This window comes from Micromonospora sp. NPDC048887 (assembly GCF_040649715.1).
In the GTDB taxonomy this organism is placed as follows: domain Bacteria; phylum Actinomycetota; class Actinomycetes; order Mycobacteriales; family Micromonosporaceae; genus Micromonospora.
Map to the genome: position 1 here is coordinate 213,534 of NZ_JBEZGA010000006.1, position 22,685 is coordinate 236,218.

17 protein-coding genes are annotated in these 22,685 nt (G+C 74.1%); 13 read left to right on the plus strand and 4 right to left on the minus strand.

What is annotated here, in order from left to right:
- Positions 1 to 93 precede the first annotated feature (93 nt).
- Complete coding sequence (locus AB0C17_RS12855; protein WP_357384105.1) at positions 94 to 318, plus strand: hypothetical protein; 225 nt, start codon at positions 94 to 96, stop codon at positions 316 to 318.
- 27 nt (positions 319 to 345) lie between these two features.
- Here AB0C17_RS12855 and AB0C17_RS12860 read toward each other — a convergent pair whose 3' ends face one another.
- Both AB0C17_RS12860 and AB0C17_RS12865 read right to left on the minus strand, forming a co-directional pair.
- Positions 346 to 1,143 (minus strand): alpha/beta fold hydrolase, encoded by a 798-nt coding sequence (locus AB0C17_RS12860; RefSeq protein WP_357473938.1) that lies wholly within the window; start codon positions 1,141 to 1,143, stop codon positions 346 to 348.
- Entirely contained in the window at positions 1,140 to 2,033 is an 894-nt protein-coding gene (locus tag AB0C17_RS12865; protein WP_357384109.1) for an SDR family oxidoreductase, read from the minus strand. The genes AB0C17_RS12860 and AB0C17_RS12865 overlap by 4 nt, the downstream gene beginning before the upstream one ends.
- Positions 2,034 to 2,175: 142 nt before the next feature.
- On the opposite strand from AB0C17_RS12865, the gene AB0C17_RS12870 reads away from it, so the two are divergent.
- The 5 genes from AB0C17_RS12870 (at position 2,176) to AB0C17_RS12890 (ending at position 8,964) form a co-directional block, all read left to right on the plus strand.
- Positions 2,176 to 2,916, plus strand: a complete 741-nt coding sequence (locus AB0C17_RS12870; RefSeq protein ID WP_357384285.1) for a response regulator transcription factor — start codon at positions 2,176 to 2,178, stop codon at positions 2,914 to 2,916.
- A complete protein-coding gene (locus AB0C17_RS12875) occupies positions 2,894 to 4,429 on the plus strand; it encodes an ATP-binding protein (RefSeq protein WP_357384111.1) in 1,536 nt (511 codons plus the stop codon). Before AB0C17_RS12870 ends, AB0C17_RS12875 begins: the two co-directional genes overlap by 23 nt.
- 45 nt (positions 4,430 to 4,474) lie before the next feature.
- On the plus strand, positions 4,475 to 6,931 hold the full coding sequence (locus tag AB0C17_RS12880; RefSeq protein WP_357478454.1) for a glycosyltransferase family 39 protein: 2,457 nt from the start codon (positions 4,475 to 4,477) through the stop codon (positions 6,929 to 6,931).
- A 3-nt stretch (positions 6,932 to 6,934) separates the two neighbouring features.
- Positions 6,935 to 8,161 carry a dolichyl-phosphate beta-glucosyltransferase gene (locus tag AB0C17_RS12885; RefSeq protein ID WP_357478457.1) on the plus strand — a complete coding sequence of 409 codons (1,227 nt, stop codon included), beginning with the start codon at positions 6,935 to 6,937 and terminating at the stop codon, positions 8,159 to 8,161.
- A 98-nt stretch (positions 8,162 to 8,259) separates the two neighbouring features.
- On the plus strand, positions 8,260 to 8,964 hold the full coding sequence (locus tag AB0C17_RS12890) for a helix-turn-helix transcriptional regulator (RefSeq protein ID WP_357478524.1): 705 nt from the start codon (positions 8,260 to 8,262) through the stop codon (positions 8,962 to 8,964).
- Positions 8,965 to 8,971: 7 nt separating this feature from the next.
- Here AB0C17_RS12890 and AB0C17_RS12895 read toward each other — a convergent pair whose 3' ends face one another.
- The gene (locus AB0C17_RS12895) at positions 8,972 to 9,373 is read right to left on the minus strand and encodes a VOC family protein (protein WP_357473926.1); all 402 of its coding nucleotides are present in this window, start codon (positions 9,371 to 9,373) and stop codon (positions 8,972 to 8,974) included.
- Between the two features lie 182 nt (positions 9,374 to 9,555).
- Here AB0C17_RS12895 and AB0C17_RS12900 point away from each other — a divergent pair, with 182 nt between their 5' ends.
- From AB0C17_RS12900 to AB0C17_RS12915, 4 genes are all read left to right on the plus strand, one after another.
- Positions 9,556 to 9,714, plus strand: coding sequence for a hypothetical protein (locus AB0C17_RS12900; RefSeq protein ID WP_354871788.1), 159 nt, complete (start codon positions 9,556 to 9,558; stop codon positions 9,712 to 9,714).
- Positions 9,711 to 11,126, plus strand: coding sequence for a methyltransferase domain-containing protein (locus AB0C17_RS12905; protein ID WP_357478460.1), 1,416 nt, complete (start codon positions 9,711 to 9,713; stop codon positions 11,124 to 11,126). The genes AB0C17_RS12900 and AB0C17_RS12905 overlap by 4 nt, the downstream gene beginning before the upstream one ends.
- A complete protein-coding gene (locus tag AB0C17_RS12910; RefSeq protein WP_357478463.1) occupies positions 11,119 to 13,182 on the plus strand; it encodes a sulfatase-like hydrolase/transferase in 2,064 nt (687 codons plus the stop codon). Before AB0C17_RS12905 ends, AB0C17_RS12910 begins: the two co-directional genes overlap by 8 nt.
- Before the next feature lie 176 nt (positions 13,183 to 13,358).
- Positions 13,359 to 14,642: a citrate synthase gene (locus AB0C17_RS12915; RefSeq protein ID WP_357384125.1), complete on the plus strand. Its 1,284-nt coding sequence runs from the start codon at positions 13,359 to 13,361 to the stop codon at positions 14,640 to 14,642.
- A gap of 175 nt (positions 14,643 to 14,817) precedes the next feature.
- Here the strand turns inward: AB0C17_RS12915 and AB0C17_RS12920 are convergent, their stop codons facing one another.
- Positions 14,818 to 16,215 carry a glycosyltransferase family 4 protein gene (locus AB0C17_RS12920; RefSeq protein ID WP_357473921.1) on the minus strand — a complete coding sequence of 466 codons (1,398 nt, stop codon included), beginning with the start codon at positions 16,213 to 16,215 and terminating at the stop codon, positions 14,818 to 14,820.
- A gap of 315 nt (positions 16,216 to 16,530) precedes the next feature.
- Here AB0C17_RS12920 and glgX point away from each other — a divergent pair, with 315 nt between their 5' ends.
- From glgX to treZ, 3 genes are read left to right on the plus strand one after another with little or no spacing between them, the layout of a single operon-like run.
- Positions 16,531 to 18,651, plus strand: a complete 2,121-nt coding sequence (gene glgX, locus AB0C17_RS12925) for a glycogen debranching protein GlgX (RefSeq protein ID WP_357384129.1) — start codon at positions 16,531 to 16,533, stop codon at positions 18,649 to 18,651.
- Positions 18,652 to 18,654: 3 nt separating this feature from the next.
- Positions 18,655 to 20,955 (plus strand): malto-oligosyltrehalose synthase, encoded by a 2,301-nt coding sequence (gene treY, locus AB0C17_RS12930; RefSeq protein WP_357473918.1) that lies wholly within the window; start codon positions 18,655 to 18,657, stop codon positions 20,953 to 20,955.
- Positions 20,952 to 22,685 carry a malto-oligosyltrehalose trehalohydrolase gene (gene treZ, locus AB0C17_RS12935; protein WP_357384133.1) on the plus strand — a complete coding sequence of 578 codons (1,734 nt, stop codon included), beginning with the start codon at positions 20,952 to 20,954 and terminating at the stop codon, positions 22,683 to 22,685. The genes treY and treZ overlap by 4 nt, the downstream gene beginning before the upstream one ends.

The window sequence follows — 22,685 nt, forward strand, 5'->3', positions numbered from 1 at the left end:
CGCTACCCGGCCCCGGAGCTGTGCAAACCGCCGGGGGCCGCCGCTCCGGCGGGGTAGCTTCGCGGCGGGGGACTCGACGGACGGAGGGCGGCGGTGGCTCTGGTGCGCGTACGGTTCGTCGGCGGACCGGCCGACGAGCTGACCCGGGATCTGCCAGCCGGTCCGGGCGGCGCGCCGCCGCCCCGGTGGGTGCTGCGGCATCCGGAGGAACCGGCCGAGGGTGTGGCCGACCATCTCTACGAGCGCGACGACCACGCGTCGCCCGGTGGCTGGACGATGCGGTACGTGCACACGTTCCCGTTCGGCGCGACCGAGTGAGGCGGCACGGCGGCGCCGCCCGGGACGTCAGGCCGGCCGGACACCTGTGGTGCCGAGGATGACCGAGGCGACCAGTTCCGGATCGTCGTGCATCGGCACGTGCCCGCAGCCGGGCAGGTCCAGGTGCCGCGCGGCGGGCAGCCGGGTACGCGCCAGCGCCGCCTGCCGGTAGGGCAGTATCCGGTCCCGCGTACCCCAGGCCACCGTGACCGGCACCGTGGGCGCGCCCGCGTAGGCGTACCCCCGGCCCGCGCGGGCGACGGCGCGGAACGCCCGTGCCTGGCGCAGCGCGCGGGCGTCGGCGAGCGCGTCGTCGAGCGCCATCCGGTTCGGCCGGGCCAGGATCATGCCCATCGCCAGCATCCGCAGCGCGGGCGCGGCGAACAGGCGGCGCAGCACCGGCTCGGGCAGCCGGGCCGCGTTGCGGTGCAGGGACAGCACGGTCAGCGCCCAGCGCAGTTCGCGTGCGGTGCAGAAGCCGGCCGGTGACAGGGCGGTCGCGGAGGTGACCGCGCCGAGCGCGGCCAGCTCCAACGCGATCGCGCCGCCGAGGCTGTTGCCCGCGACGTGCGGGCGTTCCAGCCCGAACGCGGCGAACAGCTCGGCCATGGCGGCGGCCAGGCCGGACATGTCGGCGGGCAGCCCGGCGGCGGGCACCGGGGAGCGGCCGAAGCCCGGCAGGTCGACGGCGATGACGTCGTGCGCCTCGGCGAGGCGGTCCAGCACCGGCCGCCAGGCGCCACAGTGGTGACCGATGCCGTGCAGCAGCACCAGCGGCGGTCCGGCGCCCCGCCGCTCGTAGACGACGTCCACCGGCGTGGTCACGACCGCGCCCGCGGGGTGCTGGCGCCGAAGCCCCGGCCCAGCGCCCGGGACTGTTCCTCGATCAGCGGCACGGTGGCCCGGGCGGTCCGGCCCACCAGCCGGTCGGCCAGCGGGCTGACCAGCACCGACCGCACGGCCTGCACGCCCGCTACGGCGCGCGGCACGTACACCCGGCGGCTGCGGCGCTCGATCGCCCGGACGAACGCCTCGGCGCACTCGGTCACGGTGGTGGTGCGGCGCAGCGGCCACGGCAGCTTCGCCAGGGCCGTGGAGAAGGCCGGCAGATCGGCGCGCGCCTCGCGGACCAGGTCGGTGTCCACCCACGACGGATGGGCGGTGCCGACCGCCACCCCCCGGTGCGCCAGCTCCAGCCGGACCGCGTTGCCGAACTGCTCGACGCCCGCCTTGGAGGCGCAGTACGCGGCCATGCCGGGCAGCGCGGCGAACGCCGCCGCCGAGGAGACGATCAGCAGGTAGCCGCCCCGGTCGACGAGCGCCGGCACGGTCGCCGCGGCGGTGCGCATCACCCCGATCAGGTTGACCTCGACGGTACGCACCAGCGCCTCGACGTCGCCGACGGCGATCGTGCCCCGGTTGGCGACCCCGGCGTTGGCGACCACCGCGTCGATCCCGCCCAGTGCCGCCACGGTGCCGTCGACCGCCTCGGCCAGCGCCTGCTGGTCGGTGACGTCGGCGGCGAACCAGGCGTGTCCCGGGCCCAGCTCGGCGGCGAGCGCGGCGAGCCGGTCGGGTTCCAGCCCGACCAGTGCCAACCGGGCGCCGCGTGCGGCGGCGAGGCGGGCGGTGTGCTCGCCGATGCCCCGGGCCGCCCCGGTCACCAGCACCACCTTGCCGGCCAGCCGGCCGGACAAACGACCGTCGATGGACATGCCGGGAAGTTACCACTGGGTAGCCGGGGTGCGGAAGACCTCGCCGGACCTGGCCGGAACGCCGCCGCGCGGCGCGCACAGCTGGTACACAGGATCGGGACAGCCCGGCGACAGCGGGTCCGCCCACGATGGGGGCATGGTCATGAACGCGCAGTCCGCGCAGGGTCGCATCGAGCTGCGCCGACCGGACGGCGAACCGGTGCGGGTGCTTGTCGTCGACGACGAGCCGACACTCACCGACCTGCTCTCGATGGCCCTGCGCTACGAGGGCTGGCAGGTCGCCACCGCCGGCAGCGGCATGTCCGCGGTCACCACCGCCCGCCAGTTCCGCCCGGACGCGGTGGTGCTCGACGTGATGCTGCCCGACCTGGACGGCTTCCAGGTGCTGCGCCGCCTGCGCGAGCAGTTCCCGAGCGTGCCGGTGCTGTTCCTGACCGCCCGCGACGCCGTGGAGGAGCGCGTCGCGGGGCTCACCGTCGGCGGCGACGACTACGTCACCAAGCCGTTCAGTCTGGAGGAGGTGATCGCCCGGCTGCGCGCGCTGCTGCGCCGCTCCGGCTTCGCGGTCGCCGCCCGCGAGGAGGCGGTGCTCACCGTCGGCGACCTCACGCTGGACGAGGACAGCCACGAGGTGCGCCGCGGCGACGACCTGATTACGCTCACCGCCACCGAGTTCGAGCTGCTGCGCTACCTCATGCGCAACCCGCGCCGGGTGCTCAGCAAGGCGCAGATCCTCGACCGGGTCTGGAACTACGACTTCGGCGGCCAGGCCAACGTGGTCGAGCTGTACATCTCGTACCTGCGCAAGAAGATCGACGCGGGCCGCGCGCCCATGATCCACACATTGCGCGGGGCGGGTTATGTCCTCAAGCCCGCCGAGTGACGGGCGCGGCCGGCTGCGCAGCCGCCTGGCCGGCTGGTCGCTGCGCCGCCGCCTGGTGCTGTCCGTGGTGGCGCTGCTCGCGCTGGTCAGCGTCGGCATCGGCGGCCTGACCACAGTCGCGCTGCGACACTTCCTGATCGACCAGATCGACAACCAGCTCAGCTTCGGCGACCGCCGGCCCGACGACCTCGAACGCTGGGCCCGGCGGGGCATGGACCCGCCGCGCCCGGGCCAGCGGCCCGGCCAACCGGACTCCGACGAGGTGGCGCCGGACCCCCCGGGCGGCTTCCCGCCGGGCTCGATCGCGGTCCGGGTGCCGGTCACCGGAGAACCCGTCGGCCGGGTCCGGTCGGAGAACGGCGACAGCGAGGAGGTGCCCAGCGCCGACCTGGCCGCGCTGGTCCGCGTACCCGTCGGCGAACGCCCGCGCACGGTCGTCGTCGGCGGCGACCGGGGCGAGTACCGGGCGGTCGCGCTGCGGTCGCCGCGCGGCGACGGCGACGTGCTGGCCCTCGCGATCCCGCTGGCCCAGGTGGACGACACGGTCATGTGGATGCTCGTCGCGCAGGCCGGGGTCATCGGCGCCGGACTGGTCATCGCCGGGGCCCTCGGCATGCTCATCGTCCGGGTCACGCTGCGCCCGCTCAACCGCGTCGCCGCCACCGCCGCCCGGGTCACCGAACTGCCGCTCGACCGCGGCGAGGTCGCCCTGTCCGTGCGGGTGCCGGCCGCCGACACCGACCCCCGCACCGAGGTCGGGCAGGTCGGCGGCGCGCTCAACCGGATGCTCGGCCACGTGGCCGCCGCGCTCGCCGCCCGGCAGGCCAGCGAGACCCGGGTACGCCAGTTCGTCGCCGACGCAAGCCACGAGCTGCGCACCCCCCTCGCGGCCATCCGCGGGTACGCCGAGGTGGCCCGCCGGGGCCGCCAGGAGGTGCCGCCCGACGTGGCGCACGCGCTGCGCCGCGTCGAGTCGGAGAGCACCCGGATGACCAGCCTCGTCGACGACCTGCTGCTGCTGGCCCGGCTGGACTCCGGCCGTCCGCTCGCCGCCGAGCCGGTCGACCTGACCGCCACGGCGGTGAACGCGGTCAGCGACGCGCACGTCGCCGGACCCGACCACCGCTGGCAGCTCGACCTGCCCGACGAACCGCTCACCGTCACCGGCGACGCCCACCGGCTGCACCAGGTGCTGGCGAACCTGCTGGCGAACGCGCGGGTGCACACCCCGGCCGGAACCACTGTCACCGTCCGGCTCGCGCCCGCGCCCGGCGGCGTCGAGCTGCGCGTCACCGACGACGGGCCGGGCATCCCGGAGCAGCTACAGCCGGAGGTCTTCGAGCGGTTCGCGCGCGGCGACAGCTCCCGCTCCCGCGCCCAGGGCAGCACCGGCCTGGGGCTGGCCATCGTCGCCGCCGTGGTGGAGGCGCACCACGGGCGCGTCGACGTGGTCAGCCGGCCCGGCCACACCGCATTCACCGTCTGGCTCCCCGGATCCACAGCAGACGCATAGGCCACGCATGGCAGCGGGTCAGCGGGCGCTCCGAGGCTTGCCGGCATGGACAGAACCGAGAGCCTGCCGACCGCGCCCACGGCCGATCCACCCGGCGTCGAGCCGGCCCCCGCGCCCGTACCCCTGGAGACCCGCGCCGGCCGCGACCCGCGCTGGGCCCGGCCGGCCCTGCTCGGCCTGCTGGTCGTGACCACGCTGCTCTACCTGTGGGGACTGGGCGCCTCCGGCTGGGCCAACGCGTTCTACTCCGCCGCCGTGCAGGCCGGGTCGCAGAACTGGACCGCGTTCTTCTACGGCTCGTCCGACGCCGCCAACTCGATCACCGTGGACAAGACCCCGGCCTCGCTCTGGCTGATGGCGCTCTCGGTGCGCATCTTCGGCCTGAGCAGCTGGTCGATCCTGGTGCCGCAGGCGCTGCTCGGCGTCGCCTCGGTCGGCGTGCTGTACGCGACGGTCCGCCGCTGGCACGGCCCGGCCGCCGGACTGCTCGCCGGGGCGGTGCTCGCGCTCACCCCGGTGGCGACGCTGATGTTCCGGTTCAACAACCCGGACGCGCTACTGGTGTTCCTGCTGGTCGCCGCCGCGTACGCCACGGTGCGCGCGGTCGAGACGGCGAGCACCCGGTGGATAGCGCTGACCGGCGTGCTCGTCGGCTTCGGCTTCCTCACCAAGATGCTCCAGGCGTTCCTGGTGATCCCGGTCTTCGCCGGGGTCTACCTGCTGGCCGCGCCGACCGGCCTCGGACGGCGCATCCGCCAGCTCCTGCTGGCCGGGCTCGCCGTGGTCGTCTCCGCGGGCTGGTGGGTGGCGATCGTCGAGCTGGTGCCGGCGAGCGCCCGCCCCTACATCGGCGGCTCGCAGAACAACAGCATCCTGGAGCTGACGCTCGGCTACAACGGCCTGGGCCGTATCACCGGCGACGAGGTGGGCAGCGTCGGCGGCGGTGGTGCACGGCCCGGCGGCGGTGGACCGTTCTCCGGTCAGGCCGGGCTGCTGCGGATGTTCGACACCGAGGTCGGCGGGCAGATCTCCTGGCTGCTGCCCGCCGCGCTGATCCTGCTGGTCGCCGGGCTGTGGCTGGCCGGGCGGGCGCCACGTACCGACCGGACCCGGGCCGGTCTGCTGCTCTGGGGCGGCTGGCTGCTGGTTACCGGGCTGATCTTCAGCTTCATGTCCGGCATCTTCCACGCCTACTACACGGTCGCCCTGGCTCCGGCGGTCGGCGCGCTGGCCGGCATCGGCGTCACCGGGCTGTGGCGGGCCCGTTCCGGTGCGGCTTCGGCTGCGCTCGGCCCGGCCGCGCCGGCCCGGTGGCGTGGGTTCGCCGCCACGCTGGTCCTGGCCGCCACGCTCGCGGTCACCGCCTGGTGGTCCTGGCGCCTGCTCGGCCGCACCCCCGACTGGCATTCCTGGCTGCGCCCCACGGTGCTGGCCGTGGGCCTGACCGCAGCCGTCTTCCTGGCCGCGCCGGCGTTCCTCACCCGCCCCCACCGGCCCGTTCCGCCGTCTCCCACCTCCCCGCCGTCTCCCACCTCCCCGCCCTTGCCCGGCTCCCCGCCCTCCTCGTTGATCAAGGAGTCTATGTCCGGGAGCGGCGATCACGATGACGCGAACTCCTTGGTCAACTCGGGGGCAGGGGAGGGGGCGGCTGGGCCTCGGGGAGGGTTTGCCGGGCGGGTTGTGCGGTGGGTGGCGCCGGTGGTGTCCGTCGCCGGGATCGCGGTGGCGCTGGCCGGGCCGGCCGCGTACGCGATGCAGACCGCCACCACCCCGCACAGCGGCTCCATTCCGAGCGCGGGGCCGGCCGGAGCGGGTGGCCTCGGTGGCCCGGGTGGCCCGGGCGGGCGGATGCCGGGCGGCGGGAACGGGCAGTTCCCCGGTGGCCCGGGCGGCGGGAACGGGCAGTTCCCGGGCTTCCCTGGCGGCCCGAACGGCACCGGCTCCAGCGGCACGGGCCCGGACGGCGGGGCGAACGCCGGTGGATTCCCCGGATTCCCGGGCGGTGGTTCGGCTCCGGGCGCGCCCGGCGGCACCGGCACCGGCACCGGCAGCGGCACCGGCACCGGCACCGGCGGCGCCGGTCCGGAGCGTGGCACGGGCCCGGACGGCCGGGGCCAGCGCGGCGGGGGCATGGGCGGGCTGCTCGACGCCCGCGAGCCGAGCGCCGAGATGACCGCGCTGCTCACCGCCGACGCGGACCGCCACACCTGGGTCGCCGCCACGGTCGGCTCGAACAACGCCTCCGGCTACCAGCTGGCCACCGGCCGGCCGGTCATGCCGATCGGCGGCTTCAACGGCAGCGACCCGTCGCCGACGCTGGCCCAGTTCCAGCGGTACGTCGCCGACGGGCGGATCCACTACTTCCTCGGCGGTGGCGGGTTCCGCGCCAACGGCGGCAGCAACGCCTCGGCCGAGATCGCCGCGTGGGTCGCCGACAACTTCACCGCGACCACCGTCGACGGCGTGACCGTGTACGACCTGAGCAGCGGAAAGCAGGGCTGAGCGGTGGCGGAGACGTACGCGCCCCGGGCGGCTGTGCAGGCCCGGCCCGCCGCTGGCAGCGCGGTGCTCGACGTGGTGGTTCCGGTCTACAACGAGGAGGCCGACCTCGGGCCCTGTGTCCGGCGGTTGCACGCGCACCTGACCGCGCACTTCCCGTACCCGTTCCAGATCACGGTGGCCGACAACGCCAGCGTGGACGGCACCCCGGCGGTGGCGCGGGCGCTCGCCGACGAGCTGCCCGGGGTGGGGGTGCTGCGCCTGGACGAGAAGGGACGCGGACGGGCGCTGCGCGCCGCGTGGTCGGCGTCGCCCGCGCCGGTGCTCGCGTACATGGACGTGGACCTGTCCACCGACCTGGCCGCGTTGCTGCCGCTGGTGGCGCCGCTCATCTCGGGGCACTCGGACCTGGCCATCGGCACCCGGCTGGCCCGGACCAGCCGGGTGGTCCGGGGCGCGAAGCGGGAGGTGATCTCGCGCGGCTACAACCTGCTGCTGCGGGGTGCGCTCGCGGCGCGGTTCTCCGACGCGCAGTGCGGGTTCAAGGCGATCCGCGCCGACGTGGCCGCCGGGCTGCTGCCGCTGGTACGGGACACCGGCTGGTTCTTCGACACCGAGTTGCTGGTGCTGGCGCAGCGGGCCGGGCTGCGCATCCACGAGGTGCCGGTGGACTGGGTGGACGACCCGGACAGCCGCGTCGACATCGTCGCCACCGCGCTGGCCGACCTGCGGGGCATCGGCCGGCTGGGCCGGGCGCTGGCCACCGGGGCGCTGCCGCTGGCGCAGCTACGCGCCCAGCTCGGCCGGGGACCGTTGTCGGCGCCGCCCGCGCGCATGCCGGCCGGTCTGCCGCGCCAGCTCGTGCGGTTCGCCGCGGTGGGCGTGGCGAGCACGCTCGCGTACCTGCTGTTGTTCCTGCTGGCCCGCGGACCGCTCGGGGCGCAGCCGGCGAACCTGCTGGCGTTGCTGCTCACGGCGGTGGCGAACACGGCGGCCAACCGGCGACTCACGTTCGGGGTCAGCGGGCGGCGGCACGCCGGCCGCCACCACCTCCAGGGCCTGCTGGCGTTCGCGCTGGGCCTGGCCCTGACCAGCGGCTCCCTGGCCGCGCTGCACGCCGCCATCACCACCCCGAACCGCGCACTGGAGCTGACCGTCCTGACAACGGCCAACCTGGCCGCGACAGCCCTGCGCTTCCTCCTGCTCCGCCTGGCCATGCACCACCGCCGGTAACCCCTCCCACCCGGTCGATCATGAGGTTGACGGCGCGACACGCCGGGCGCCGACACGGTCAACTTCATGATCGACGGGCGGGTGGCAGGGTGGGGAGCGTGTACCGGGAGTGGGCGGCAGTGGGGGTTCCGGGCGGGGTGCTGTGGAGCAGCGTGTCCAGCGGCAGCGAGACGCGGGTGCTGCCGGACGGGTGCGTCGACCTGCTCTGGTCCAGCCGGTCCGGGCTGCTGGTCGCCGGTCCGGACCGCACCGCGCACCTGTCGCGGTCGGCGCCGGGGGACCTGTGGATCGGGCTGCGCCTGCCGCCGGGCACCGGCCCGGCCGTGTTCGGGGTGCCGGCCGAGGAGCTGCGGGACCGCCGTGTACCGCTGGCCGACCTGTGGGGCCGTGCCGCCGCCGAGGTGACCGAGCGGGTCGAGGCGGCGCTGGCCGCGCCGGGCGGCGAGGCCGCCGGGGTGCTGACCCGGGTCGCCCGCGACCGGCTGCGCGCGGCCGGCGGCCCCGACCCGCTCGGCGCGCGGGTCGCCGCCCGCCTGGCCGCCGGGGCCACTGTGGCCGCGACCGCCGCCGAGGTCGGCCTCGGCCCGCGCGCCCTGCACCGGCGCAGCCGGGCCCTGTTCGGGTACGGCCCGAAGACGCTGGCCCGCATCCTGCGGATGCGCCGCGCGCTGGACCTGGCCCGCGCCGGTGCGCCGCTCGCCGAGGTGGCGGTGCGCAGCGGGTACGCCGACCAGGCCCACCTGACCCGCGAGGTACGGGAGCTGGCCGGGGTGCCGCCCACCCGGCTGCTCGGCCGCGACTGAGCGCCGGTCAGCCGGCGGCGGGCAGCGGGGCGAACAGGTCCACCCCGTTGCCGTCCGGGTCGTGCAGGACCGCGTACCGCTGGCCCCAGAACGCGTCCCACGGCGGCAGCTCACCGTGATGCCCCGCGCCGGTCAGCTCGGCGTACCAGCGGTCCACCTCGGCCGGGTCGGCGCAGCGGAAGGCCAGGCTCATCCGGTTGTTGCCGCCGGACGGGTCGAAGTCGGGGTGGAAGCTGCGGATCACCTCGACCGTGTCCCAGGCCAGCCGTACGCCGTTCGGCAGGGTGACCTCGACGTGCCCTTCCGTCTCGGCGCCGGCCGGGATCGGCAGCCCCAGCCGCCGGTAGAAGTCGAGCGTGCGGGCCATGTCGGTGACCACGGCCCCGATCAGATCGAACTGCGGTGTCATGCCGGCCACGGTAGACACGACCGGCCCGGCCCGTCTTGAACGGATCGGACGGGGGACGAGTGGCCGGTGTGGCCGCGCGGCCGCTCGCCGAGACGTTACGGTGGGGGACAAGTCCGGCTCAGAGCAATAAAGCTCCCATTCCGGGCGTGCACATGATGACCGGCGACGGAAGGAAAGCAGCCGTGACGCATCTGGCCTACCTGGACGCGGGATCCGGCAGTCTCATCGTGCAGGCGGTGGTCGGCGGGGTGGCCGGGGTGGCCGTGGCCGCCAAGCTCTACTGGCGTCGCCTGACGTCCCGGTTCCGGCGTCAGCCCACCGACCAGGGCCCGGCGGCGTGACGATTCCCGACACCGGCGTCCGCGTCGAACCCGGTTCCTTCCGCGACCCCGGCAACCGGGTGTTCCACCGGGGCGAGGAGGTGCTGCGCGGGCTCGACGAGCGCTCCACCCGCGACTGGCGGGCGCTGTCGGTCACCGACTTCTTCCGGCAGGCCACTGCCCGGGGACAGATCGTCGGCACCGAGGAGCTGACCCCGACCCCTGTCGACGCGCCCTGGACCACGGTGCTGCGGCACGAGCGGATCCCGTTCGTCTCGCACCCGTACGAGTGGTCGTCAGCGATGCTGCGCGACGCCGCGCTGCTGCACCTGGACGTGCTGCGGGCCGCCCTGGAAGCCGGCTTCACCACGAAGGACGGTTCCGCCTACAACGTGCAGTGGCGCGGCGCCCGGCCGGTCTTCATCGACGTCGGCTCGTTCGAGGCGCTGCGTGACGGCGAACCCTGGGCCGGCTACCGGCAGTTCTGCCAGACGCTGCTCTACCCGCTGCTCATCCAGGCCCACCTCGGGCTGGACTTCCAGCCGTTCCTGCGCGCCCGCGTCGACGGCGTCGAACCGGACCAGATGCGCCGGCTGTTCGGCGGCGCCCGGCGCTGGCGGGCCGGCGTTCCCACCCACGTGCACCTGCACGGCGCCATGCAGGCCCGCAACTCCGCCGCGAGCACCACCGACGTCCGCGCCCAGCTGCGCGCCGCCGGGTTCTCCCGCGAGCTGGCCCTGACCACGGTACGCGGACTGACGAAGCTGGTCCGCCGCCTCGACCACCGGCCCGGCGGCAGCCACTGGTCGGACTACCAGCGCACCTGCGCGTACTCGGTGCCGGACCGCCAGGCCAAGGAGGAGTTCGTCGACCGGGCGCTGGCCGCCGTCGGTGGCGGCTCGGCGCTGGATCTGGGCGCCAACGACGGCCGGTACGCCCGTATCGCCGCCCGGCACGCCGCGCACGTCGTCGCCGTCGAGCAGGACCCCGCGGTCGTCGACACGCTCTACCGCGCGCTGCGCGACGAGGGCGAGACACGGATCCTGCCGCTGGTGATGGACCTGGCCGACCCGTCGCCGGGCGGCGGCTGGCGCGGCGTCGAGCGGGCCGCGTTCGCCGACCGGGCCCGCGCGGACACCGTCCTGGCCCTGGCCGTCGTGCACCACCTCGCGATCGGGCGCAACGTGCCGCTGCCCGAGGTGCTCGACCAGCTCACCGCGCTCACCGCCACCGGCGGCAGCCTGGTGGTGGAGTTCGTCCACCCGGACGACCCGATGGCCCGCCGGCTGCTGGCCAACAAGCCCGACGGCCTGTTCCCGGACTACCGGCGCGACGCCTTCGAGACGCTGCTCGCCCGCCGGGGCCGGGTGGTCGCCCGCACCGAGCTGCCCTCCGGCACCCGCACGCTCTACCAGGTGGTGGTGGGTGGCTGAGGACACCCTCGCACCACCCCGGGACCACGCCGCCGTCCCGGTCCGGCGGGAACGCCGGCAGTGGTGGCGGGCCGAGGCGGCCCGGCTGGCCGAGGTGGTGGCGCTGGCCGGGCTGGTGGTCACCCAGCCGCTGCTCGACGTGCTCGGCCGCAGCCCCGACTTCTTCCTGTTCCACCGCGCCTCCCGGACCGACGTGCTGCTGCTTGTCGCCCTGATCACGCTCGCGCCGACGATGGTGCTCGCGCTGCTGGGCGCGCTGGCGCTGCTCGGCACGCTCGCGCTGCCCGCCGGGCGTCTCATCCGGGCCGCCGTGCACTCCGCGTTCGTGGGCCTGCTGCTCGCCGCGCTGGCGGTCCAGGTCGGCCGGCACGTCACGCCGCTGCGGGGCGTACCCCTGCTCGTCGTCGCCGGTGTGGCCGGTGCCGCCGGGGTGGCCGCGCACCGGCGGTGGCGGGCCCTCCGGCGGGTGCTGCGGGTGGCCGCCGCCGGGCCGCTGGTGTTCGTCGGGTTGTTCCTGTTCGCCTCGCCCGCCTCGGCGGTGGTGCTGCCGCGCGGCGAGGGCGGCGCGGCCGGTGTGGCCGGCGCGGGCGCGCACCCGCCGGTGGTCATGATCGTGCTGGACGAGCTGCCGCTGGTGTCCCTGCTCGGCCCGGACGGACGGATCGACGCCGCCCGCTACCCGAACTTCGCGGCGCTGGCCGGCGGGTCGACGTGGTACCGCAACGCCACCGGCGTCAGCGGCTGGACGCCCTACGCGCTGCCCGCGATGCTCACCGGACGCTACCCGGAGCGGGGCGTGGCGCCGCACTACTCGCAGTACCCGGACAACCTGTTCACCGCGCTGGGCGGCCTCTACCGGATCAAGGCCGAGGAGAGCATCACCCGGCTCTGCCCGCCGAGCCGCTGCGAGCAGGCCACCACCCCGGAACAGGGGCTCGGCGTGCTGGTCCGGGAGAGCGGCAGGCTGCTGGGCCGGATCGCCGCGCCGGTGGACAGCCGCGTCGACCCGGAGGACTCCTACCGCGAGCGGACCGCCGCCGAGGCCGGGCTGGACGCCGCCGAGCCGGTGCCGGACGACCCGAAGTTCCGCTGGGACACGCTCGACGACAACCAGCCGGCCCGGTTCACCTCGTTCCTGGCCGGGCTGCGCCCCGACAGCCGGCCCACGCTGCACTTCCTGCACCTGCTGATGCCGCACTCGCCGTGGGCGTACCTGCCGTCCGGGGCGCACTACACGGCGCCGGAGGACCTGCCGAACGACGGCGCCGGCTGGGTCGACCTGGCCCGTGCCCGGCACCTGGCCCAGCTCGGCTACACCGACCGGCTGATCGGCGAGACGCTGCGGACGCTGCGCGCCTCCGGCCTCTACGACAAGGCGCTGGTGGTGGTCACCGCCGACCACGGGGTGAGCTTCCGCCGCGACTGGCAGGGGCGGGGGATGGACGCCATCGACCACGCGGCGAACGAGGTGGCCTGGGTGCCGATGTTCGTCAAGGAGCCCGGCCAGCGCGCCGGACGCGTGGACGACCGCAACTGGGAGCACGTCGACCTGCTGCCCACCATCGCCGACGAGACGCACATGCGGGTGCCCTGGCGGATGGACGGCCGGTCGGCCAAGGCGGCCCCGCGCGAGCGGGCCGACAAACGCTTCTACGACCGCCCCGGCCAGCCGGTCACCGTCACCGGCGGTGTGCCCGCCCCGCTCCCGCCGCTTCCCGTCGACCCGCTCGTCGGCACCCGGGTCGGTGACGTACCGGTCGGCGGGACCGCCACGGTCGCGAACCGGGACGCATTCGACGCTGTCGACCCGGCCCGTGGCGGGCTGCCCGCGCTGGTCTGGGGCACCGTGCCGGACGGCGTACCCGACGGCACCCGGCTCGCCGTGGCGGTCAACGGGACGGTCGGCGCGGTGGTGCCCGTGGTGCCGCCGGACGCCGGTGGGCGGCGGTTCGCGGCACTGCTCGCCGACGACCGTCTCTTCGCCGCCGGAGCCAACCGGCTCGACCTCTACCGGGTCGGTGACGGCGGGACGCTGCGGCGGCTCACGCTGTCGTGACGGACCTCCCGAACGTGCCCATGGCCGCGCTCCCAACCGGTTTCCGAACCGGCTGGCCGGGAAACAGGTGACGCACACCTCACCCTCAAACCATGACGAGCGGTGTTCTCCGCGCCGTGATTACGGTAGAAGCGAAGGCAATTCAACGAAGATCTTGCCGGCGAAGCGAGGAACAGATGACGGAAGTCAAGCTCGACCACCCCGGTGGGCAGCTGTCGATGCCGGTGCAGTCCGCGGTTGAGGGCCCCGCCGGGATCGGGGTGAGCAAGCTGCTCAAGGAAACCGGGATGACCACGTACGACCCCGGTTTCGTGAACACCGCGTCCTGCTCGTCCGCCATCACCTACATCGACGGTGATGCCGGCATCCTGCGGTACCGGGGTTACCCGATCGACCAGCTGGCCGAGAAGTCCTCCTTCCTGGAGGTCTCCTACCTGCTGATCTACGGCGAGCTGCCGTCCCAGACGCAGCTCACCGACTTCAGCGAGCGGATCCGGCGGCACTCGCTGCTGCACGAGGAGATGCGCCGCTTCTTCGACGGCTTCCCCCGCGACGCGCACCCGATGGCCGTGCTCTCCTCGGCCGTCAGCGCCATCTCCACCTTCTACCAGGACAGCCTGGACCCGTTCGACTCCGAGCACGTGGAGATGTCCACGGTGCGCCTGATGGCGAAGGTTCCCACCATCGCCTCGTACGCGTACAAGAAGTCGATCGGGCAGCCGCTGCTGTACCCGGACAACTCGCTGGGCTACGTCGAGAACTTCCTGCGCATGACGTTCGGCGTACCGGCCGAGCCGTACGAGGTCGACCCGGTGGTCGCCCGGGTGCTGGACATGCTGTTCATCCTGCACGCCGACCACGAGCAGAACTGCTCCACCTCGACCGTGCGGCTGGTCGGCTCCAGCAACGCCAACCTGTTCGCCTCGGTCTCGGCCGGCGTGAACGCGCTGTTCGGGCCGCTGCACGGCGGCGCCAACCAGGCCGTGCTGGAGATGCTCCAGAAGATCCAGGCCGACGGCGGCGACGTCCGCTCCTTCGTGCAGAAGGTGAAGGACAAGCAGGACGGCGTGAAGCTGATGGGCTTCGGGCACCGGGTCTACAAGAACTACGACCCGCGCGCCGCCATCGTGAAGAAGGCCGCCCAGGACGTGCTCGGCCGGATGGCCAAGCCGGACCCACTGCTGGACCTCGCGGTGCAGCTGGAGGAGATCGCGCTCGCCGACGACTTCTTCGTGTCCCGGCGGCTCTACCCGAACGTGGACTTCTACACCGGCCTGATCTACAAGGCCATGGGCTTCCCGACGAAGATGTTCACCGTGCTGTTCGCGCTCGGCCGGCTGCCCGGCTGGATCGCGCAGTGGCGCGAGATGATCAACGACCCGGAGACGAAGATCGGCCGCCCGCGGCAGATCTACACCGGCGCCGCCGAGCGGGACTACGTCCCCGCCGCCCAGCGCTGAGGTGCAAGGAAGGGCCCCTTCTTAACGCCTCCGGTAGAGGAGGGGCCCTTTTAACACGCGGACGACGAAGGCCGCCGACCCTGCTCGGGTCGGCGGCCTTCGTCCTGTGCACCGGGGTGCGGGGCGTTAACAAGGTGCCCTTCCTCTACCCGGGGCGTTAAGAGGGGGCCCTTCCTTACCGCAGGCCGGCGGCGGTGAGGAGGTTGCCCTCGGGGAGGGCCGGCACTGGGTGGCCGTGGGCCATGCGGTGCTGGGCGCGGGCGGCGGTGAACGCCGGGTCGCCGGCGATGGCGGCGGCGTACGCGGCGGCCGTGCGGGACGCGATGGCCGCCCAGCCGTACTGCTCGTGCACCATGGCGCGGGCCCGACGGGCGAGCGCGCGGGCGTGGTCCCGGTCGGACAGCAGCGTGTGTACCGCCTCGGCCAGCCCGTCCGGGTCGTGCGGGGCGAACGTCATCCCGGTGACGCCCGGCTCGACGATCTCGGCCAGCCCGCCGGTACGGGCGACGGCGAGCGGCGCGCCCGCGGCGGCCCCCTCCAGCGCGACCATGCCGAACGGCTCGTAGATGCTCGGCACCGCGAAGCAGTCCGAGGCGGCCATCACGGCGGGCAGCTCGGTGCCGCCGAGGAACCCGGGCATGCTCACAGTGCCGCCGAGCCCGAGGCGGTGCACCTCGCGCTCCAGGTCGGCCTTGTACGGCCCGTCGCCGACGATCACCGCGCGCAGGCCGGGGTGCCGGTCGCGCAGCCGGGGCAGCCCGGCCAGCAGGTGCTGCACGCCCTTCTCGTACACCAGGCGGCCGGCGAACGTCACAAGCGGGCCGTCGGCGGCGAACCGCGCCCGCGCGGCGGCGACCGCCGAGGCGGGCACCCGCCAGCGGTGCGGCTCGACGCCGTTGGGCACCACGTCCACCCGGGCCGCGTCCACCCCGAACAGCGCGCCCACCTCGTCGCGCATGTAGCCGGAGCAGACGATCACCCGGCCGGACTCGCCGGCCAGCCAGTGCTCGACACCGTGGATGGTGCGGTTCATCTCCTCCGGCAGCCAGCCCTGGTGCCGGCCCGCCTCGGTGGCGTGGATGGTGCTGACCAGCGGCACGTCCAGGTGCTCGCGCAGCGTCATCGCGGTGTGCGCGACGAGCCAGTCGTGGGCGTGGATGACGTCGTACGAGCCGGACTCGGTGGCACGCAGGGCGGCCCGGGTGAGCGTGTGGTTGAAGGCCATGGTCCAGGCCAGCAGCGAGCCTGTGGCGAGCGGGAACCGGACCGGGTCCTCGGCGGCGCGGACGACGCGTACGCCGTCGGCGTACTCCTCCAGGGGAGCGCCCTCGGCGTGGCGGGTGACGACTGTGACCTCGTGCCCGGCGGCGGCCAGCGCCACTGACAGCGCGTGCACGTGGCGGCCGAGCCCGCCGACGAGCACCGGCGGGTACTCCCACGACAGCATCAGGATGCGCCGGGACCGGGGCGCGGACCCGACCGGCGACGGGGGCGCCGGGCGGGAGGTGAGGGTGGGCCGGTGGAGCCGGTCCGTCGCGGTGGCGGGCTGCGCGCCGACCCGCAGAGTGGTCACGTGGATCTCCGTCCATGCATGGTGAGGCACGCCGGCTTCGGTGGCGGCGTCGAGCGATGGTGAGGGGTGGCCGAACGGCCGGGCGGGCCCGCGGGCGCAGGTCCGGATCCAGGAAAGTCCATCCGCGGCCGGCGCGCATCTCGAAAGGGGCGATCGTGACGGATGACACCCGAACGTCTATCCGTTCTCAGGAGGGTGGATTCGGTTACGGTCCGAACGGATGGATTGGTCGTGGCGACGACTGGGCATCACCGGCGTGCGCATCGGCGGTCTCCCCTGTCCGGTGCGCTCACGATCATGGGCCGAAGGAGCGACATGCAGGTCTGGCCGGGCGAGAGCTACCCCCTCGGCGCCACGTACGACGGGATGGGCACCAACTTCGCGATCTTCTCCGAGGTGGCGGAGAAGATCGAGCTCTGCCTGTTCGACGAGTGGGACATCGGCACCGAGCGCCGGGTGGAGCTGCGCGAGGTCGACGCGTACGTCTGGCACGCCTACATCCCCGGCGTCGAGCCCGGCCAGCGCTACGGCTACCGCGTGCACGGGCCGTGGAACCCGGCCGAAGGGCTGCGCTGCAACCCGCACAAGCTGCTGCTCGACCCGTACGCGAAGGCGGTCGACGGGGAGGTCACCTGGCACCCGTCGGTCTACGACTACGAGGTCGGCGGCGACCCGGACCGGATGAACACCGTCGACTCGGCGCCGTACATGCCGAAGTCGGTGGTGGTGAACCCGTACTTCGACTGGGGCAACGACCGGCCGCCGCGCACCCCGTACCACCACTCGGTGATCTACGAGGCGCACGTGCGCGGGCTGACCATGCGCCACCCGGGCATCCCGGAGGAGCTGCGCGGCACGTACGCGGCGATCGCCTCACCGGTGATGATCGAGCACTTCAAGCGGCTCGGCGTGACGGCTGTGGAGCTGATGCCGGTGCACGAGTTCGTGCACGACCACCGCCTGGCCGACCTGGGGCTGCGCAACTACTGGGGCTACAACACCATCGGCTTCTTCGCCCCGCACCACGGCTACTCCGCGCTGGGCCGCCTCGGCCAGCAGGTGCAGGAGTTCCGGGGCATGGTCAAGGCGCTGCACGCCGCCGGCATCGAGGTCATCCTCGACGTGGTCTACAACCACACCGCCGAGGGCAACCACCTCGGGCCGTCGCTGAGCTTCAAGGGCATCGACACACCCAGCTACTACCGGCTCTCCGAGTCCGACCGGCGCTACTTCGTCGACTACACCGGCACCGGCAACAGCCTCAACGTGCGCAGCCCGCACTCGCTGCAACTGATCATGGATTCGCTGCGCTACTGGGTGACCGAGATGCACGTCGACGGCTTCCGGTTCGACCTGGCGGCCACGCTGGCCCGCGAGTTCTACGAGGTGGACCGGCTGTCCACGTTCTTCGAGGTGGTGCAGCAGGACCCGGTGGTCGGCCGGGTCAAGCTCATCGCCGAGCCGTGGGACGTCGGCCCCGGCGGCTACCAGGTCGGCAACTTCCCGCCGCAGTGGACCGAGTGGAACGGAAAATACCGCGACACGGTCCGTGACTTCTGGCGCGGCGAGCCGGCCACGCTCGCCGAGTTCGCCTCCCGCATCTCCGGCTCGGCCGACCTCTACCAGGACGACGGCCGACGCCCGTTCCACAGCATCAACTTCGTCACCTGCCACGACGGGTTCACGCTCACCGACCTGGTCTCCTACAACGACAAGCACAACGAGGCCAACGGCGAGGACAACCGGGACGGCGAGAGCCACAACCGGTCCTGGAACTGCGGCGTCGAGGGGGAGACCGACGACCCGGGCGTACGCGCGCTGCGTGCCCGGCAGCGGCGCAACTTCCTGGCCACGCTGATGCTGTCCCAGGGCGTGCCGATGCTCGGCCACGGCGACGAGCTGGGCCGCACCCAGCGCGGCAACAACAACGCCTACTGCCAGGACAGCGAGATCGCCTGGGTCGACTGGGACCGGGCCGACGACGAGCTGCTGGACTTCGTCCGCCGGCTCACCGACTTCCGCAACCGGCACCAGGTGTTTCGCCGCCGCCGGTTCTTCACCGGCCTGCCGGTGGGCGGCCGGGCCACCGGTTCCGGGCTGCCGGACCTGGCCTGGTACACCCCGGACGGCCGGGAGATGACCGGCGAGGACTGGGGCAACGACTTCGGGCGTTCGGTGGCCCTGTTCGTCAACGGCGACGGCATCGGCGAGCGCGGTCAGTACGGCCAGCGCCACCGGGACGACTCGTTCCTGCTGCTGTTCAACGCGCACGACGCGCCGCTGGACTTCACGCTGCCGGGCGAGGAGTTCGGCAGCGGGTGGGAACTGGTGATCAGCACCGCGGAACCCGACCCGGAGAAGACGACGCTCGTCGAGGCGGGCGGCACGGTCTGCGTGCCGGACCGCTCGCTGCTGGTCCTGGAGAGGACGGCCTGACCGATGCCCGACACCCCTCGCTCGACCTACCGGGTCCAGGTGCGGCCCGGCTTCGACCTGGACACCACCGCCGAGCTGACGGGCTACCTCGCCGCGCTCGGCGTCACCCACCTCTACACCGCGCCCCTGCTCACCGCCACCCCTGGCTCCACGCACGGCTACGACGTGGTCGACCACCGCGCGGTCAACCCGCAGCTGGGCGGCGAGGCCGCGCGGGCGCGGCTGGTCCGGGCGCTGCGCGCGGCCGGGCTGGGCCTGGTCGTGGACATCGTGCCCAACCACGCCGGGGTGGCCCGGCCGGAGGCCAACCCGGCCTGGTGGGACGTGCTGCGGCGGGGACGCGACTCGGCGTACGCGCGCTGGTTCGACATCGACTGGGACCGCGGGCGGCTGCTGCTGCCGGTGCTCGCCGACACCGCCGACGCGCTCGACGACCTCAAACTCGTCGGCGGGGAGCTGCGCTACCACGAGCACCGCTTCCCGGTCGCCGACGGCACCGGCGACGGCACGCCCCGCCAGGTGCACGACCGGCAGCACTACGAGCTGGTGAACTGGCGGCGCGGCGACGCCGAACTGACGTACCGCCGGTTCTTCGCCGTGTCCGACCTGGCCGGCCTGCGGGTGGAGGACCCGGAGGTGTTCGACGCCACCCACGCGGAGATCCTGCGCTGGGTCGACGCCGGGGAGGTCGACGGCATCCGCGTCGACCACCCGGACGGGCTGCGCGACCCGGCCGGCTACTTCGCCCGGTTGCGCGCCGCCGCGCCCGGGAGCTGGCTGGTGGTGGAGAAGATCCTGGAGTACGGCGAGGACCTCCCGGACTGGCCGGTCGACGGCACCACCGGCTACGACGCGCTGGCCGCCGTGTCCGGGTTGTTCGTCGACCCGGACGCCGAGGCCGACTTCACCGCGCTGGACGGCCGCCTCACCGGGCGGCACACCTCGTGGGAGGACCTGACGCACGCCACCAAGCTGGAGGCCGCCACCCGGCTGCTCGCCGCCGAGCTGACCCGGCTGGCCGCGCTCGTGCCCGAGGTGCCCGGCGAGCAGGTCCGCGCCGCCCTGGCCGAACTGGCCGCGTGCTTCCCGGTCTACCGCGGCTACCCGCCCTCCGGCGCCCGGCACCTGGCCGCCGCCCGCAGCGAGGCAGGCCGCCGCCGTCCCGACCTGACCGGCGTGCTGGACGCGGTCACCGCCCGGCTACGCGACCCCGGACACGAGCTGGCCGCCCGGTTCCCGCAGCTCACCGGCGCGGTGATGGCCAAGGGCGTGGAGGACACCGCCTACTACAGGTGGAGCCGGTTCGTCGCCCTCAACGAGGTCGGCGGCAGCCCGGCCCACTTCGGCGTGCCAGCGGCCGAGCTGCACCGCTTCGCCGCCGCCCGGCACGTGCGCTGGCCGGCGAGCATGACCGCGCTCTCCACCCACGACACCAAACGCGGCGAGGACGTCCGCGCCCGCCTCGCGGTGCTGTCCGAGCTGCCCGGCCGCTGGGCCGAGCGGGTCGCCGACTGGATGTCCCGGGCGCCGCTGGCCGACCCCGCGCTGGCCCACCTGCTCTGGCAGACCGCCGTCGGGGCGTGGCCGATCGAACGGGACCGGCTGCACGGGTACGCCGAGAAGGCCGCCCGGGAGGCGTCGGTCGCCACGAGCTGGGCCGATCCGGACCCGACCTTCGAGCACGAGCTGCACGCCCTGGTCGACCGGATGTACGACGACCCGGAACTGCACGCGCAGATCACCGCGTTCGCCGCCGAGATCACCCCGCCCGGCTGGTCGAACGCGCTCGGGCAGAAGCTGGTGCAGCTCGCCATGCCCGGCGTGCCGGACGTCTACCAGGGCACCGAACTGTGGGAGAACTCGCTCGTCGATCCGGACAACAGGCGGCCGGTCGACTTCGCCGTACGCCGGGACCTGCTGGCCCGGCTCGACGCCGGCTGGCGGCCCGCGGTGGCCGCCGACGGCGCGGCCAAGCTGCTCGTGGTGTCCCGGACGCTGCGGTTGCGCCGAGACCGCCCGGACCTGTTCGGCGGCTACCGGCCGGTGCCGGCGCGCGGCCCGGCCGCCGCGCACGCGGTGGCCTTCGACAGGGGCGGCGCGGTGGCGGTGGCGACCCGGCTGCCGCTGCGGCTGGCCCGCTCCGGCGGCTGGCGGGACACGGCGGTGTCACTTCCCGTTCACGAGTGCACCGACTTGTTCACCGGACGGGTCTACAGTGGTTCTGAGCTGCTCCTGGATGATCTGCTGAGCACCTACCCCGTCGCCCTCCTCGCACCCACCGACTCTGTGGAGGCCGCCGCATGACCGAGTTCACGGTATGGGCGCCCGAGGCCACCCGGATGCGGCTGCGCCTGCCCGGCGTCGCCGACCACGAGATGCGTCAGGGGCCGGACGGCTGGTGGCGGGCCGAGGTGCCCGACGCCGGGCCGGGCACCGACTACGCGTTCCTGCTCGACGACGACGAGCAGGCCCTGCCCGACCCCCGCTCGGCCTGGCAGCCGGCCGGGGTGCACGGGCCCAGCCGGCTCTACGACCACGCCGCGTTCGCCTGGACCGACGCCGGCTGGACCGGCCGGCAACTGCCCGGCAGCGTGCTGTACGAGCTGCACATCGGCACGTTCACCCTCCAGGGCACGTTCGACGGGGCGATCGCGAAGCTCGACCACCTGGTCGACCTCGGCGTGGACATGGTCGAGCTGCTGCCCGTCAACGCGTTCAACGGCGAGTACAACTGGGGTTACGACGGCGTCTGCTGGTACGCCCCGCACGAGCCGTACGGCGGACCGGACGGCCTGAAACGGTTCGTCGACGCCGCCCACGCCAAGGGCCTGGGGGTGATCCTCGACGTCGTCTACAACCATTTCGGGCCCTCCGGGGCCTACGCGCCGCGATTCGCGCCGTACCTCACCGAGCAGAGCAACACCTGGGGACGCACCGTCAACCTGGACGGCCCGCACTCCGACGGGGTACGCCGCTACATCGCCGACAGCGTGCTGGGCTGGCTGCGCGACTACCACGTCGACGGGCTGCGGCTGGACGCCGTGCACGCCATGCCGGACGGCCGGGCCGTGCACTGGCTGGAGGAGGTCGCCGCCGAGGTCGAGGCGCTGTCGGCGCACCTGGGCCGGCCGCTGTCGCTGATCGCCGAGAGCGACCTCAACGACCCGCGCCTGATCACGCCCCGCGAGGCGGGCGGGTACGGCCTGCACGCCCAGTGGAACGACGACGCCCACCACGCGCTGCACACGCTGCTCACCGGCGAGCGGCAGGGCTACTACGGCGACTTCGGCTCCCTGGAATGCCTCACCGACGTGCTGACCGGCGGGTTCTTCCACGCCGGCACCTGGTCCAGCTTCCGGGGCCGCAGTCACGGCCGCCCGGTCGACAGGCAGCGCACGCCCGGCCACCGCTTCGTGGCGTACCTGCAGAACCACGACCAGATCGGCAACCGGGCCACCGGCGACCGGATCTCCGCCACGCTCTCGCCCGGCCTGCTGCGCGTCGGCGCGACGCTACTGATGACCGCGCCGTTCACGCCGATGCTGTTCATGGGGGAGGAGTGGGCCGCCGCCACGCCGTGGCAGTTCTTCACCAGCCATCCCGAGCCGGAACTGGCCGCGGCGGTCGCCACCGGCCGCCGGCGGGAGTTCGCCGACCACGGCTGGGCCACCGACGACGTGCCCGACCCGCAGGACCCGCAGACGTTCCTGCGGTCCCGGCTGGACTGGGCCGAGCTGGACAAGCCCGAACACCGCGAGACGTACGACCTCTACCGGCGGCTGATCGCGCTGCGCCGCTCCCGGGCCGACCTGTCCGACCCCCGGCTGGACCGGGTCGACGTCCGTCACGGCGACCGGTTCCTGGTGATGCGGCGCGGCGACACGCTCGTGGTGGCGAACCTGGCCGACCGGGCGCAGCGGATCAACCTGCCCGGTGTGGTACGCCGCGTGCTGCTCACCACCTCCGAGGGCGTCACGGTGATGCGCGACGGCATCGAGCTGCCGCCCGAGTCGGCAGCCATCGCGGCGCTCTGA

Excerpts from the sequence above, each read along its gene's own strand:
- AB0C17_RS12865 (WP_357384109.1), bottom strand. The coding sequence starts at position 2,033 with ATGTCCATCGACGGTCGTTTGTCCGGCCGGCTGGCCGGCAAGGTGGTG.
- AB0C17_RS12870 (WP_357384285.1), top strand. The coding sequence starts at position 2,176 with ATGAACGCGCAGTCCGCGCAGGGTCGCATCGAGCTGCGCCGACCGGAC.
- AB0C17_RS12875 (WP_357384111.1), top strand. The coding sequence starts at position 2,894 with ATGTCCTCAAGCCCGCCGAGTGACGGGCGCGGCCGGCTGCGCAGCCGC.
- AB0C17_RS12880 (WP_357478454.1), top strand. The coding sequence starts at position 4,475 with ATGGACAGAACCGAGAGCCTGCCGACCGCGCCCACGGCCGATCCACCC.
- AB0C17_RS12895 (WP_357473926.1), bottom strand. The coding sequence starts at position 9,373 with ATGACACCGCAGTTCGATCTGATCGGGGCCGTGGTCACCGACATGGCC.
- AB0C17_RS12915 (WP_357384125.1), top strand. The coding sequence starts at position 13,359 with ATGACGGAAGTCAAGCTCGACCACCCCGGTGGGCAGCTGTCGATGCCG.
- glgX (WP_357384129.1), top strand. The coding sequence starts at position 16,531 with ATGCAGGTCTGGCCGGGCGAGAGCTACCCCCTCGGCGCCACGTACGAC.
- treY (WP_357473918.1), top strand. The coding sequence starts at position 18,655 with ATGCCCGACACCCCTCGCTCGACCTACCGGGTCCAGGTGCGGCCCGGC.
- treZ (WP_357384133.1), top strand. The coding sequence starts at position 20,952 with ATGACCGAGTTCACGGTATGGGCGCCCGAGGCCACCCGGATGCGGCTG.